Source organism: Roseobacter litoralis Och 149 (assembly GCF_000154785.2).
Lineage (GTDB): Bacteria > Pseudomonadota > Alphaproteobacteria > Rhodobacterales > Rhodobacteraceae > Roseobacter > Roseobacter litoralis.
Map to the genome: position 1 here is coordinate 2,833,213 of NC_015730.1, position 13,704 is coordinate 2,846,916.

Below are 13,704 nucleotides of genomic sequence, written 5' to 3' on the forward strand. Positions count from 1 at the left end.
GCAAGAGGCAGCACAGCTTATAAAGCGTCGCTACAGCATGGGCCGCCCGGTCCGGCACAGCAATAGAAACGCGGCGTCACAGGGTTTGATGAACACGACAGAGCCAACATGTCTGACGCCAACGCCGGATGGTATCGCGCAAGCAGCCGATCTGTTGCGCACGGGCGCGCTGGTCGCCTTTCCAACAGAAACGGTTTACGGCCTAGGGGCGGATGCACGCAATGGGCGCGCTGTTGCCGCCATTTTCGAGGCCAAGGGCAGGCCAAGTTTCAACCCACTGATTGTGCATGTTCTTGACGCAACGCATGCCCGGCGGTTCTGCCACTGGTCTGACACGGCGGAAAAGCTGGCGTCTGCCTTCTGGCCGGGCCCGTTAAGCCTTGTTCTGCCGCTCACCGAGGGCCATGGACTGTCATCACTTGTGAGCGCCGGGTTGTCTACGGTGGCCTTGCGGGTGCCCGCGCATCCCACAGCGCGCGCCTTACTACGCGCCTTTGACGGTCCCGTTGCCGCGCCCTCCGCAAACCCATCTGGCAAAATCAGCCCCACGACCGCCCAGCATGTGTCCGACGGGCTGGGTATGAGAGTTGGGGCAATTCTGGATGACGGGCCGTGCCGTGTAGGGCTGGAAAGCACAATCGTGGGTCTTGACGGGCCTGCCAGTCTCTTGCGGCCCGGCGGCCTGCCTGCCGAAGAGATTGAGCGCGTGCTAGGTCAAAAACTGTCGCGCGAAACAGAAGGCAAGATTTCCGCACCCGGACAGCTTATGTCACATTACGCCCCAAATGGCCGCGTGCGCCTGAATGCACAGAGGGCGCACGATGGTGAGGTCTTTTTGGGTTTTGGTGAGATGACATGCGATCTGAACCTCTCACCCAGCGGGGATTTGACCGAAGCGGCCAGCGTTCTTTTTGACTGCCTGCACCAGCTGGACGCCACAGGCAGCGCCATCGCAGTGGCACCCATCCCCCGACAGGGTCTCGGTGCCGCCATCAACGATCGTTTGCAACGCGCGGCCGCACCACGCCCCTAAAGCGTCATGCGAAAAACCTGAATCACATAAAGCTGCCTGAAATCAAAGATTTCAACGCGTTACGTGACACCCGATGTTTCAGGTATTTCGTCAGACGCTCTAGTTGTTCAGGCGTGACCTGCCGCTGGCGACAGGTTGATCGGATCAACGCCAAGGCTGTGCAAGGCCTCAGACCATTTGCGCGCAGCTGGCAAGCCAAAGACCAACTCGCTGGAAGCATTTGTCGTCAACCATCCGTTCTGTGCGATTTCGTTTTCCAACTGCCCCCCGCCCCACCCGGCGTAGCCGAGCATCATCAAGGCGTCGGATGGCCCGCGCCCTTCGGCGATCTCCTCCAGAATATCCAGCGTCGCGGTCATACCGAACGCACCGTCGACCACCAGAGTATTCAGGCTGGAGGTATAGTCGGTTGAATGCAGAACAAACCCGCGCCCTGTCTCAACCGGTCCGCCAAAATGCACCACCATGTCACGCCCCTTTTGGGATGACAGTATATCCAGTTGGTCCAGAACGTCGCTCATGCGGATTTCGGGGGTGGGTTTGTTGATGATCAGACCCATCGCACCTTTGGCCGAATGCGCGCAGATCAGCACAACCGCATTTTCAAAACGCGGATCGCCCATTGAAGGCATCGCCACAAGCAGTTTACCTCCCAGATCCAAGTGCCATCCTTTGCAACATGTAAATACTCTGCCCTTCAAGATGGCGCGCCCATGGGCATGGCGCAAGACCAAAGAACCGATGATCCGCGAAACATGGCTGACCCGAACGTGACTTGGCTTTTTGTTGCCGGTGCCGCATAGAATACCGCATGACGCGAAACCTCTCAATTCTGGCACTTTTTGTGCTGCTCGCCAGCCCTGCATCCGCACAGGACCGATTTGAAAATCCGGTAACGGCCGAAATCCTGCCGGGCTGGGTGCAATCGGATGGCAGCCGTATGGCCGCTTTGCGTCTCACACTGGCACCGGGATGGAAGACCTATTGGCGCGCACCGGGCGATGCGGGCATTCCGCCCCGTTTTGACTGGTCTTATTCGCGCAACCTTGAAGCAGTAGGTATTTCATGGCCCACGCCAAAGGTGTTTGACCAAAACGGCATGCGGTCGGTCGGCTATGACAACACGCTGGTCATTCCACTGCGCATCGAACCAAAGCACGCGAACCGATCGGTCCGCCTGAATGCCAAGATGGAACTTGGCATATGTTCCGACATCTGTATCCCGCATGAGCTGGAGCTCACCGGGGAAATCCCCGGAGACACGCCCAAACCCACGCCCGCCATCGCGGCGGCGCTGGCACAACAACCCTATAGCGCCAAAGAAGCCGGTGTGCGTGCCACGGAATGCAGCATCAGCCCCACATCAGACGGGCTGCAGATCGAGGCGCGGGTGACCATGCCGTCTGCGGGGGATCCCGAATACATCGTGATTGAACCCGGACCGGGCGATATCTGGGTGAGCGAAGCCAAAACCAAGCGTCGGGGCGGCACCATCGTGGCCACGTCGGATATGGTGAATGTGAACGGCGGGCCAATCGCGTTGGATCGATCCGCCATCCGGATTACCGTCTTGGGGTCAAAATATGCGGTTGATATCCGCGGCTGCACCGCCGGTTAAGCCTCCAGCTGGCCTTTGAGACGCAACCGCAGCGCCAGCGTGATATACCCGATCAGTGCCAGCAGACCCGCCCCGGCGATAAACAGCGCCAGCGCACCGAGCATCACGTTGGCCTCTGCCGCAAACCCGAACATCGCGCGCAGGGGGGCATAGATTTCCCCCTGCCACCACGCCCAGCCAAGCGTCACCGCCAACCACAGGGCGATCACGGACCAGAGCGCGTAAAACCCGGCACGCATGGGCGAGGACACCGCGCGCCGCGTTGCGGTGAGTTGGCGGGCAAAATCGTGCTGCACCGCGATCAAAGCAGGCACCACCAGAAGCACCAGCAGCATTCCGAACCCCAGACCATAGACCAAAGTAATCACCGTCGGCTTGAGAAACTGCGCTTGCTGGCTGGTCTCATAAAGCAGCGGCATCATGCCAAGAACCGTTGTCAGCGTGGTCAGCAATACGGGCCGCAAGCGATCCGCAGCCCCATCAATGATGGACGGGATCAGCCCACGATCCTGCGCGTATTCGTCAATAGTCGTGACCAGAACAATTGAATCGTTGATGATGATCCCGGTCATGCCCAACAGGCCCACGACCGTAAACATACTGAGGGGGACGTCCCACACCCAATGGCCATAAATCGCCCCGACGAGGCCAAAGGGGATGATGGCCATGACCACAATGGGCCGCGTCCAACTGGCAAAAACCCAGGCCAGCACAAGGTATATCCCCGTCAGACAGAGGATCAGCCCGGTAAAGGCGTCACTGAGAAAGGAGTTCTCTTCTTCGGCAAGCCCGGCCATCTGCCAGTCAAGTTGATAGGTGCTGGCGATGTCGGGCAGAATTTCCTCGCGCAACGCCGTCTCGATTTCTGTGGCACGCACCGGATCATCTTCTGAGATGTCCCCCGTGACGGAGATGACACGCAATCCGTTTTCACGCCGCACGGAGTTGAACGCGGTCCGCCGCTCCACACTGACGATATCCGCAAGCAGCACATAGGCCCCCGTCGGGCTGCGCAACTGTGTGCGTTCGAGAAAGTCAGCCGTCAACTCCCCTTCGGGCAGTTCAACGCGGATTTCCGCACTGCGCGGTCCTTCGGGATAGGTCGCCGCTTCGATGCCGCCGAGGCGATTTCGCAAACTGCGGCCCAGATCATCAATCTTGAAGCCCAGTGCCTGCCCTTGCGGCGTCAGATCAAGGATCAATTCCTCCTTGTCATAGGCCAGCGTGTCTTCGAGCGCGCTGACCTCAGGGTAGCGCAGCAAGGCGTCCTGCAAGGCTAAACTGGCCGCCTTGAGTTGATCCGTTTCAGCGCCGTAAAGGCGGACATTCAGGGAATCGCCCCCCGGCCCGGACCGCCCGCCGCGAAACGCGACGGTTTCGACAAGCGGATGGTTTTCAACACGCTCCTGCAGGTCCGCCACAAATGCGAAACTGGAATAGGGCCGCAGTTCTGCGTCAATCAGCTCAATCGCGATGCCGCCCAGCAAGTCCTTGTCTTTTGAGCCAGACCCGCTCAACCCGCGCCCGGTGTGCCCGCCCACGACCGACAGCACATAATCAACGGGGCTTGCGCCGTAGCGTTCTTCGTATTCGGCAGCAAGCTCGTTGGTCGCGCGCTGCATCACGCGCATCATCTCCATCGAATCCTCGCGCGTCGCGCCTTCAACCATCGCAAAGTTACCGGAGACTGATCCGCGTTCCGGCGCGTTGAAAAACCGCCACTGCACATCCCCCCTAACAAACAATGCCAGCTGGCTTGCGAGGATCAAAACCACCCCCGCCAGCACCACATACCGCGCCGTGATGACGCCCGCGATAAAGGGGCGGAACAGGGTTTCGCGCAGATGCCGGAACCCTTTGTTCACTTGCCGGCTGGGCCAGTCATACCAGCGTGCCTTGGCCTTGGCGGCAAGTGCGTGGGCCATATGGTTTGGCAGGATCAAGAAGCATTCAATCAGTGAGGCGATCAAAACGGCGATCACCGTCAGCGGGATATCCTGAATCAATGTGCCGAAACGCCCGCCCACCGCCATCAGGCCGAAAAAGGCGATGACAGTCGTGAGCGTGGCCGCCAATACGGGCATGGCCATGCGGCGGGCGGCATTCTCGGCGGCTTGCATCGGAGGTTCATTCAGGTGCCGCGCCCGGTGATCCGCATGTTCGCCGACGACGATGGCGTCATCGACAACGATGCCCAGCGTAATGATCAGGCCGAACAGCGATATCATGTTCAGCGTCAAACCGGCGGCATACATGATCGCAATCGCCGCCATCATCGCCACCGGGATGCCTGCTGCAACCCAAAACGCCGTGCGCGCATTCAGAAACAGAAACAACAGGCCAACAACCAGCGCCAGCCCGGTCAATCCGTTCTCAACCAGAATGCTCAACCGGCTTGAGATCGCCTCAGCCCGGGTGCGCACAAGATCAACAGTCACGCCTTCGGGCAGTGTCGATTGCAACTCTTCGGCGACGCGTTCAACCGTGCGCTGGATTTCGATGGCATCGCCCTGCGCCGATCTGTTGACGCGCAGCGACACCGCTGGATTGTCACCAACAAAATAGCTTTGCCCCCGGTCAGACCCCTGCCGCGAGATCATCGCCACATCCCCGATGGTCAGCTTGGAGCCATCCGGGTTGGAGCGCAAAACAATCGAGGCGATCTGTTCTGGGTCCCGCTTTTCGGACCCGGTCGTCACACGCGCATTCGCGCCAGATACATCGCCAGCGGGGTCGGTATCCACTTCCGCGCGAATGGCTGCGGCGATTTCCGCCATCGTGATGTCATTGGCTATCAGCTCGACCGAGGGTACCTCGACCAGCGTTTGCGGCGCGGCCACCCCTTGTAAACTCGTCCGTGTCACGCCTGCCGCAAAAAGGCGCACGACCAATTCATCCGCGAAAAGCGCCAATTGGTCCGGCCCAACGGGCCCGGTGATGACAACATCCGTCACCCGGTCCGTCCACGACCTCTGGAAAACGCGCGGCTCTTCCATTTCAGTGGGAAACCCATCGATCCCGTCAACCGCGTTCTGCACATCCGCCAGCGCGCGCATCATATCCCAGTCGGGTTCAAAATTGACGCGCGTTGACGCCCAGCCTTCGCCGGTAAAGGAAATGGTGCCTTCCACGCCATCCAGCGCCAGAACCGCCGGTTCAAGCAGTTGCAGGATGGCACGGTCCATGTCCTCCGCGCTGGCATTGTCCCAGTTTATATTGACCCGAACCTCTTCGAGCACCACGTCCGGGAAGAACTGCGTGCGCATGTTCGGGATCGCCGCCAGACCGGAAACAAGCAACAGAACAAACAACAGGTTCGCCAGTGTGCGATGGCGGGTGAAATAGGAAAGCAAACCACCTGCCGCAGACGGGATCTGGCGTGCCACGGGCTAGCCTCCCATCCGGCTTTCCAGGCGCGCAACGGTATGCGCCGGAACCGCCTGTTGGGACAGCTGGGCCAGCGCTTGCGTTTTGTCTGCCTCGGGCATCTGGGTATCGTTCTGCACGAAAGCGACCAACCGCGCGCGACGATCCGCGCTGAGCTCCAAAAGCTGTGGCATTGCGCGCGCCTCTTCGGCGTCAGAGCGCAAGGGGCGCACGGCAATACCCACGCCCAGCAACGGCGAACGCTCGCGCACGACCTCCCGACCCACGAGGTCGGTGGAGCGTACCAAAACATCATCGCCCTGACGTCGTACGACCTGAACGTCTACAGCGTCCAGCCGATCATCTTGGCCCAGAACAAGAACCTCACCATTTGATCCCACAGCCGAAGCAGGCAGCCGGATCACATCCTCAAGTGTGGGTTCCTGAACCATGACGGTAACGAAATCACCGGGACGAAATCCGGGCGCCGCCCCCAGCCGGGCAAAAACCAGACGTCCGGTCTGTGCCTCGCCAGTGTCCCCGCTGACACGGTTGATCCGGCCCGTCGCGGTCAGATCCGATCCGTTGGCATCCAGCCGGACCGCAACGGGCGCATCAATCAACACGCCCTGTTCATCCAGAAGCCGCGCATATTGGGTCGTAGAAACTCGGAAAGCGACCTCAAGATCGCTGGGGTCAATCAGGTCCGCAAGCCGCTCGTTTGCGGCCACCAAGCCACCTTCAACGGCAGCGGTGTTGCTCAATGTGCCGCTGAAGGGCGCATCGACGACTGTGTCGGCTAGGTTGCGCGCGGCCTCGGCAAGGGCGATCTCGGCGCGTGCAACACGGGTTGCGGCCTGATCGATGCGGGCCTGCGCCTGCGCGACGGCTTGCCTGCGCGCAATGACCACGGCCTGCGCCGCTGCGGAGGCCAGCTCCGCAGTTTCAACGGAGGCCGCAGACCCCACGCCCCGCGCGGCCAGATCGACCTGACGCGCAAATGCCTGTTCACGCAGAACCGCTTGCTGTTGTGCTGCGCGCTCTTCCTGCTGGGCCAGATCAAGCCCCCGGTCCGCATCGCGCACCTCGGCCTTTGCGTCGGCCAGATCGGCCGCAAGACGATCATAGGCCGACTGCATATCCGCCGGATCAATTGACACAATCACCTCACCGGCCATGACCGTGCCGCCTTCTGCAAAGGCCGGGGAAAGGTTGATGATCCGGCCCGCAATTGCTGCACGCAATTCCAAACGGCGCCTTGAACTGACCTCCCCGAAGGTCTCAAGAACAGGGGTTTGCGGTCCTTCTACGGCTGTTACGAGGTTGACGACGAACACACGTTCGCGCGCTTCCGTGGGCTGGCGTTCATTGTTCAGGCTGTATTGAACCGCGCTGCTGACCAATTGTGCGGCGTAAACAAGCAGGCCCAGCGCCACCGACGCAAGGAACAGTCCGATCATGCTTTGCCGCAGGAAGCGCATTGCACTCCAATCCTTTAAATGCTTTCAAATGTAAGCGAAAATGTAGCGCACCGCCAGTTAATACCAACCCCTGACCAAGCGTCGGGTGTTCGGGCTATTTGCGTCTTTGGTGTTCGTCCAGCCGTGGCAGGATTTCAACGAAGTTGCAGGGCCGGTGGCGGTAGTCAAGTTGACGCGCCAGAATTTCATCCCACGCATCCTTACAGGCCCCCGGACTGCCCGGCAGCGCAAATAGATAGGTGCCCATGGCAACACCCGCCGTTGCCCGGCTTTGCACGGCACTGGTGCCGATTTTCTGCATGGACACGATCGTAAAGACAGTTCCAAAGGCATCGATTTCTTTTTCGTAAACGTCGCGGTGCGCTTCTACCGAGATATCGCGCCCGGTCAGCCCGGTGCCACCGGTTGAAATCACCACATCGATGCTGCTGTCCTTGCACCATATGCGCAATTGATCGGCAATCTGGTCCCGTTCATCAGGTAAAATACGCCGGTCGGCCAGTTCATGCCCGGCCTCCAGCAGGCGCTGGACCAGAACATCGCCGGATTTGTCCTGAGACAGATCGCGTGTGTCCGACACGGTCAAAATCGCAATTCGGATGGCGATGAAGTCTTTGGATTGATCGATACGGCTCATGTCAACTTACCTCCAGAATGGCCAAACGCGCAGCAAGCGCCGAGAAAATTCCCGCGGTGAGGAAGTCCAGCACCCGGCTACCGCGTTTAAACCGCTGCGCCAATACGTCGGCCCATGTCCCGACCACACCGTTCACCACGAAACCACCCAGCCCGATGACACATCCAAAAACCATGAACTGCCCAAGAACCGACCCGGCCGACGGCACGACGAATTGCGGCACGAAGGCAAGAACGAACAGGATGACCTTTGGATTGGCCAGATTGATCAACAGCCCCCCGCGAAATGCATGGCCTGAACCGGACGGCGCGGTTTGCTCTGGCGCGGCCTGTCTGCGCAGCGCATTTACCGCCAGCCAGACCAGATAGGCGACCCCGACCCAACGGATAATATCAAATGCGACGGGCCAAGCTGTCAAAATCGCACTCAGCCCTGCACCGGCAATAAAGACATGCACCAAGCCACCGATGGCGATCCCCGCGCTGGCAGCCCAAGCGGCTCTTGCGCCTCTGCGCGCGCCCTGCGCGAGACAAAACAGCATATCAGCGCCCGGCGTCAGGTTCAAAGCCAGTGCAGCAGGTACAAAAGCGATCAGCGTGAGCGGCTCAACCATTCTGCAATCGCGCCTGCAAGCTCAGCAAATCCGCCCATGCTTCGCGTTTTGCGGTGGGTGTGCGCAGCAGATAGGCGGGGTGGAACATAGGCAATGCCGGTACGCCAAAGGCCTCAACCCAGTGCCCGCGCAACCTTGTAATGCCCCTTTTGCCCAACAAGGTTTGCGCCGAGATATTGCCCATGATCACCAGCACCTGCGGTTTTGCCAAGGCGATGTGGCGTTCGACAAATGGGCGCATCATGGCGATTTCTTCCGAACTTGGGTCCCGGTTCTGTGGCGGGCGCCAAGGGAGAACGTTGGTGATATAGACCGGGTCGCTTTGATGCTCGCGCCCCATGTCGATGGCCGCCAGCATGCGGTCCAGCAGCTGCCCGGCCCGCCCCACAAAGGGACGCCCCTGCATGTCTTCCTCGCGCCCCGGCGCTTCGCCGATGATCATGACCTTGGCACCTGCCACCCCGTCGCTGAACACCAGATTGCGCGCGCCACGTTTTAGATCGCAATGATCAAATGCTGCCAATGCCGCGCGCAACTGCTCAAGGTCCTGCGCCCCAAGCGCTGCTTTACGCGCAGCCTCAACGCCATCAATTTTTTCTGCCACCGTTGCCGCGCCGGGTGTCATCACCGCGCTGCCCGGTTTCTTTTGCACCTTTGCTTTATCAGGCAATTCGTACCGGTTGACGGGCGTCTCACCAATCGCCTCGGTCGCACCGAGTTCGATTTGCCAGTCCAGCAAAGCCAAAGCGTGATGAAAGTCGGATGATTCCATGGCCATACTCTACGCGTCGCATCACACGAACTAAACAGCGAGTTGCACATTGGCGTCAGCACCTTGCCGATGACACAGCCCCTGCCTATAAGGTTGGAAATCACGATAGGGTAGCTCATGACGTTTCCGCACCGACACCTGCTTGGTATCGAAGCTCTCCGCCCGGAAGAGATCAATACATTGCTTGATCTTGCGGATAGCTACGCAGCTCTCAACCGACAGCCCGACAAACATGCCGATGCCCTTAAGGGTCTGACCCAAATCAATATGTTCTTCGAAAACTCGACCCGCACGCAAGCGAGCTTTGAGATCGCAGGCAAGCGGCTGGGTGCGGATGTGATGAACATGGCGATGCAGGCCAGTTCGGTCAAAAAGGGCGAGACGCTGATTGATACAGCGCTTACCCTGAATGCGATGCACCCTGATTTGCTGGTGGTACGGCACCCGCAATCCGGCGCTGTCGATCTATTGGCGCAAAAAGTGAATTGTGCGGTGTTGAATGCGGGCGATGGGCGTCATGAACACCCGACACAGGCCCTGCTGGATGCGCTGACGATCCGGCGCGCCAAGGGGCGTTTGCACCGGCTATCCATCGCGATCTGTGGTGATATCGCGCACAGCCGTGTGGCGCGATCCAACATCATGCTGCTGGGCAAGATGGAAAACCGCATACGTCTGATCGGCCCGCCCACGCTGATGCCTGCGGGGATTTCAGAGTTCGGCGTTGAGGTTTTCAACGATATGAATGAGGGCCTGAAAGACGTCGATGTGGTGATGATGCTGCGGCTTCAGAAAGAACGCATGGATGGCGGCTTTATTCCGTCGGAGCGTGAATACTACCACCGCTTCGGGCTGGATGCCGACAAACTGTCCAACGCCAAACCGGATGCGATCATCATGCATCCCGGCCCCATGAACAGAGGCGTGGAAATTGACGGCACGCTCGCCGATGACATCAACCGCAGCGTCATTCAGGATCAGGTCGAAATGGGTGTCGCTGTGCGTATGGCCGCGATGGATTTGCTGTCTCAAAACCTAAGGCTCACACGAGGTGCTGAATGATTAACACTATATCCGTTCCCGCTCTTGAAAGCGGTGTGATCCGGGTGTTCGCCCTGTCCTTGAGCGAAGCCGACGCTAAAACGTTGCGCGATAGTGCAAGTTCGCAAGATACCCAAAGCGCTCTGAACGACGCTTTGGGTGCCAAGAAACTGGACCTTCAGCATGTCGAGGTTTTTGCCATTGCGGACCTCTCCGAAATGGCACTGGCCGATTACCTATTGGAAGGCGCTGGAGCGACCCCGCCCTCGCTCGAGAAAGACCGCGGCAAACTGTCGGCGCTCGATGGCTGGGTCATGGTCGTCTATTCCTCTGCTTTTGGCGGCGTTGCACAAGAAATTACGCCCGCACCAGAGTTGACGCTGATCGGGTCCTACCCGCAGGAAGGGGCCGACTGGACCGGCGGGGTAGACCTGCGCACGCCCTCGGCAGCACCAAATCAGGACCCGCCAGAAGATCCGCTCGTCAAAAAACGCCCCTCCGACGCCGCCATGTCCGGACGAATTGCAACGGTTGCACTGCTCGTCGCCTTTGGCGTGGTGGGCTTGATGCTGTGGGTCGGAAGCTGATGATGAAACCGCTCAACCTTGTAAATGCACGGCTGGTTGACCCCGAAACAGGCACCATCTCAATTGGTGGCCTGCGGATCGAAAACGGCAGGATTGCCGAGCGACTCGACAAGAATGCGCGACCCGATGGCGAAACGGTTGATTGCAACCTCAAACACCTCGCTCCGGGGATTGTCGATATCGGTGTCAAGGTCTGTGAACCCGGTGAGCGCCACAAGGAAAGCTATCGCTCCGCCGGGCGCGCGGCAGCGGCGGGTGGCGTGACAACCATGGTCACGCGACCCGACACGACACCGGCCATCGACAGCCCCGAGACGCTTGAATTCGTGACCCGGCGGGCCAATCAGGCAGCCGCCGTGAACGTCTTGCCAATGGCCGCCCTGACCAAGGGGCGTGCGGGCCGCGAGATGACCGAAATCGGCTTTCTGATGGACGCAGGTGCGGTTGCCTTTACAGACTGCGACCGCGTGGTGACCGACACCAAAGTTCTGTCGCGTGCGCTCAGCTATGCGCGTTCCCTCGGGGCCTTGGTCATCGCACACCCGCAAGACCCCGGCCTCAGTGCCGGAGCGGTGGCAACATCCGGCAAATTCGCCTCTCTCAGAGGGTTGCCGGCGGTTTCGCCCATGGCAGAGCGTATGGCGCTGGACCGGGACATCGCCTTGGTCGAGATGACGGGCGCGCGATACCATGCGGATCAGATCACCTGCGCGCGCGCGCTTCCTGCGCTGGAGCGGGCCAAGCAGAACGGTCATGATGTGACCGCTGGCACTTCGATCCACCACCTGACGCTGAATGCGCTGGATGTGGCGGATTACCGGACGTTCTTCAAACTGAAACCGCCGCTGCGCGATGAGACGGATCGCCTCGCTGTGGCTGATGCCGTGCGCAGCGGGTTGATTGACGTGATCTCTTCGATGCACACCCCGCAGGACGAGGAAAGCAAGCGCCTGCCCTTTGAAGAGGCCGCGTCAGGGGCGGTGGCCCTTGAAACGCTCTTGCCTGCGGCAATGCGGCTTTATCATGCGGATCTGATCGACCTGCCGACCCTGTGGCGCGCCATGTCGCTCAACCCCGCAAAACGGCTGGGTCTCGACAGCGGGCGTCTGGCAGCAGGCGCACCTGCAGACCTTGTGCTGTTTGACCCCGATGCACCGTTTTTGATGGACCGCACGACGCTACGCTCAAAATCCCGCAACACGCCATTTGACGGCTCGCGCATGCAGGGCCGCGTGCTCGCGACCTATGTCGCAGGCCAGCGTGTCTATGAAAGAAGCTGATGCCGTTGATTGATAGCACCCTTCCCGCACTCGCTCTTTTGGGCGTCATCGGTTACCTATTGGGGTCGATCCCGTTTGGCATGGTGCTGGCCAAGGTCATGGGGCTGGGCAATCTGCGCGATATCGGGTCTGGAAACATCGGCGCGACCAACGTCCTGCGGACCGGGAATAAACTTGCCGCAGCACTCACACTTGTTCTGGACGGGGGCAAGGGAGTCGTGGCCGTTCTGGCCGCGCGCGCCGCAGGCGGGGAAGACCTCGCGCAGATCGCAGGGCTGATGGCCATGATCGGTCACTGCTATCCGGTCTGGCTGCGTTTTGCCGGGGGTAAAGGGGTCGCGACTTTTCTGGGCATCGTACTCGCGTTGGCCTTCCCGGTCGGGGTCGGATGCTGTCTGGCTTGGCTTGCGGGCGCGTTTGCAACGCGCATTTCGTCCATGGGCGCGCTGGTTGCTTCAGTTGCTGCCGTGCCGCTGGCGTTCCTGCTCGGGTTTCCCGTTGCAGTGAGTTTGCTGATCCTGTTGGGCGCACTTATCTTCTGGCGCCATCGCGGCAATATCGCGCGGATCAGAACGGGGACTGAGCCCAAAATCGGCCAGAAAAAGTGACGCAAGGCGACCTCGCAGCTTTTATGCGCGCGTTGGATCGGTTTCCGAAAGGCACATGTTACGGCACTTTTGAGGGGCGGCGCTATGTCGCCACCAAATCGGTTTTCAGCGCAGGCAAGTCTCTGAAACTGGTTGCCGAAGAATTGGGCGGTGCGGATTATATCAGCCTCAACCTCTACAATCCTGCGTCGGGCCCCAAGCTGCGCCCTTGCGAAATGAGCGACGTCAAAGTGACCGCCTTTGTGACGGGTTTTGTGCCAGATCATCCGCCCGATTAACTACTGGCATAGCTGCCATCCGGCCCATGCACCTCATCTCCCTGCAAGGCAGGCGAAAACACGCAGATGAGGTGAAAGGGCACATCCCCTTCGACGATGACCTGATGCGCATCATGCGCGTTGGGCGCATAAAGAACACCCGGCGTAATCACATGCTCCACCCCGGTATCCGTTTCGACGATGCGACCGCTGCCCGAAAGGCAATAACACGCCTCAATGTGGTGCTTGTATTCGAGGTCCAGAACCGTGCCTGGCATCACTTTGGTCTCGGTCATGGAAAATCCCATACCGTCAGATTTCACCAAAAGCCGCAGGCTGCTCCAGCCCGGACCCGCCGCATCGCGCGCAGTCCCAAGCAGGTCTTTTTTATCGACAACAATCATTTTTCGC

General features: G+C 59.9%; 14 protein-coding genes. 7 read left to right on the forward strand and 7 right to left on the reverse strand.

Annotated features, from left to right (window positions below):
• The first annotated feature begins 88 nt into the window (after window positions 1-88).
• The gene (locus tag RLO149_RS13505; RefSeq protein ID WP_013962653.1) at window positions 89-1,033 is read left to right on the forward strand and encodes an L-threonylcarbamoyladenylate synthase; all 945 of its coding nucleotides are present in this window, start codon (window positions 89-91) and stop codon (window positions 1,031-1,033) included.
• Between the two features lie 107 nt (window positions 1,034-1,140).
• Here the strand turns inward: RLO149_RS13505 and RLO149_RS13510 are convergent, their stop codons facing one another.
• Window positions 1,141-1,695 (reverse strand): YqgE/AlgH family protein, encoded by a 555-nt coding sequence (locus tag RLO149_RS13510; RefSeq protein WP_013962654.1) that lies wholly within the window; start codon window positions 1,693-1,695, stop codon window positions 1,141-1,143.
• 149 nt (window positions 1,696-1,844) lie between these two features.
• Here RLO149_RS13510 and RLO149_RS13515 point away from each other — a divergent pair, with 149 nt between their 5' ends.
• Window positions 1,845-2,651 carry a protein-disulfide reductase DsbD domain-containing protein gene (locus tag RLO149_RS13515; RefSeq protein ID WP_044025343.1) on the forward strand — a complete coding sequence of 269 codons (807 nt, stop codon included), beginning with the start codon at window positions 1,845-1,847 and terminating at the stop codon, window positions 2,649-2,651.
• Here RLO149_RS13515 and RLO149_RS13520 read toward each other — a convergent pair.
• From RLO149_RS13520 to RLO149_RS13540, 5 genes are all read right to left on the reverse strand, one after another.
• The gene (locus RLO149_RS13520; protein ID WP_013962656.1) at window positions 2,648-6,037 is read right to left on the reverse strand and encodes an efflux RND transporter permease subunit; all 3,390 of its coding nucleotides are present in this window, start codon (window positions 6,035-6,037) and stop codon (window positions 2,648-2,650) included. The genes RLO149_RS13515 and RLO149_RS13520 overlap by 4 nt on opposite strands.
• A gap of 3 nt (window positions 6,038-6,040) precedes the next feature.
• Window positions 6,041-7,498, reverse strand: a complete 1,458-nt coding sequence (locus tag RLO149_RS13525; protein WP_013962657.1) for an efflux RND transporter periplasmic adaptor subunit — start codon at window positions 7,496-7,498, stop codon at window positions 6,041-6,043.
• 94 nt (window positions 7,499-7,592) lie between these two features.
• On the reverse strand, window positions 7,593-8,135 hold the full coding sequence (moaB, locus tag RLO149_RS13530; protein WP_013962658.1) for a molybdenum cofactor biosynthesis protein B: 543 nt from the start codon (window positions 8,133-8,135) through the stop codon (window positions 7,593-7,595).
• A 1-nt stretch (window position 8,136) separates the two neighbouring features.
• The gene (locus RLO149_RS13535; RefSeq protein WP_013962659.1) at window positions 8,137-8,748 is read right to left on the reverse strand and encodes a LysE family translocator; all 612 of its coding nucleotides are present in this window, start codon (window positions 8,746-8,748) and stop codon (window positions 8,137-8,139) included.
• Window positions 8,741-9,520: a uracil-DNA glycosylase gene (locus RLO149_RS13540; protein ID WP_044025670.1), complete on the reverse strand. Its 780-nt coding sequence runs from the start codon at window positions 9,518-9,520 to the stop codon at window positions 8,741-8,743. The genes RLO149_RS13535 and RLO149_RS13540 overlap by 8 nt, the downstream gene beginning before the upstream one ends.
• A gap of 117 nt (window positions 9,521-9,637) precedes the next feature.
• Here RLO149_RS13540 and RLO149_RS13545 point away from each other — a divergent pair, with 117 nt between their 5' ends.
• From RLO149_RS13545 to RLO149_RS13565, 5 genes are read left to right on the forward strand one after another with little or no spacing between them, the layout of a single operon-like run.
• Complete coding sequence (locus RLO149_RS13545) at window positions 9,638-10,582, forward strand: aspartate carbamoyltransferase catalytic subunit (RefSeq protein WP_013962661.1); 945 nt, start codon at window positions 9,638-9,640, stop codon at window positions 10,580-10,582.
• Window positions 10,579-11,148: a hypothetical protein gene (locus RLO149_RS13550; RefSeq protein WP_013962662.1), complete on the forward strand. Its 570-nt coding sequence runs from the start codon at window positions 10,579-10,581 to the stop codon at window positions 11,146-11,148. Before RLO149_RS13545 ends, RLO149_RS13550 begins: the two co-directional genes overlap by 4 nt.
• Entirely contained in the window at window positions 11,148-12,428 is a 1,281-nt protein-coding gene (gene pyrC, locus RLO149_RS13555; protein ID WP_013962663.1) for a dihydroorotase, read from the forward strand. The genes RLO149_RS13550 and pyrC overlap by 1 nt, the downstream gene beginning before the upstream one ends.
• Window positions 12,428-13,036, forward strand: a complete 609-nt coding sequence (gene plsY / locus RLO149_RS13560) for a glycerol-3-phosphate 1-O-acyltransferase PlsY (protein ID WP_013962664.1) — start codon at window positions 12,428-12,430, stop codon at window positions 13,034-13,036. The genes pyrC and plsY overlap by 1 nt, the downstream gene beginning before the upstream one ends.
• On the forward strand, window positions 13,033-13,314 hold the full coding sequence (locus tag RLO149_RS13565) for a hypothetical protein (RefSeq protein ID WP_342626636.1): 282 nt from the start codon (window positions 13,033-13,035) through the stop codon (window positions 13,312-13,314). The genes plsY and RLO149_RS13565 overlap by 4 nt, the downstream gene beginning before the upstream one ends.
• On the opposite strand, the gene RLO149_RS13570 is transcribed toward RLO149_RS13565, so the two are convergent.
• Window positions 13,311-13,697, reverse strand: coding sequence for an ectoine synthase (locus RLO149_RS13570; RefSeq protein ID WP_013962666.1), 387 nt, complete (start codon window positions 13,695-13,697; stop codon window positions 13,311-13,313). The genes RLO149_RS13565 and RLO149_RS13570 overlap by 4 nt on opposite strands.
• Between the last annotated feature and the right edge of the window lie 7 nt (window positions 13,698-13,704).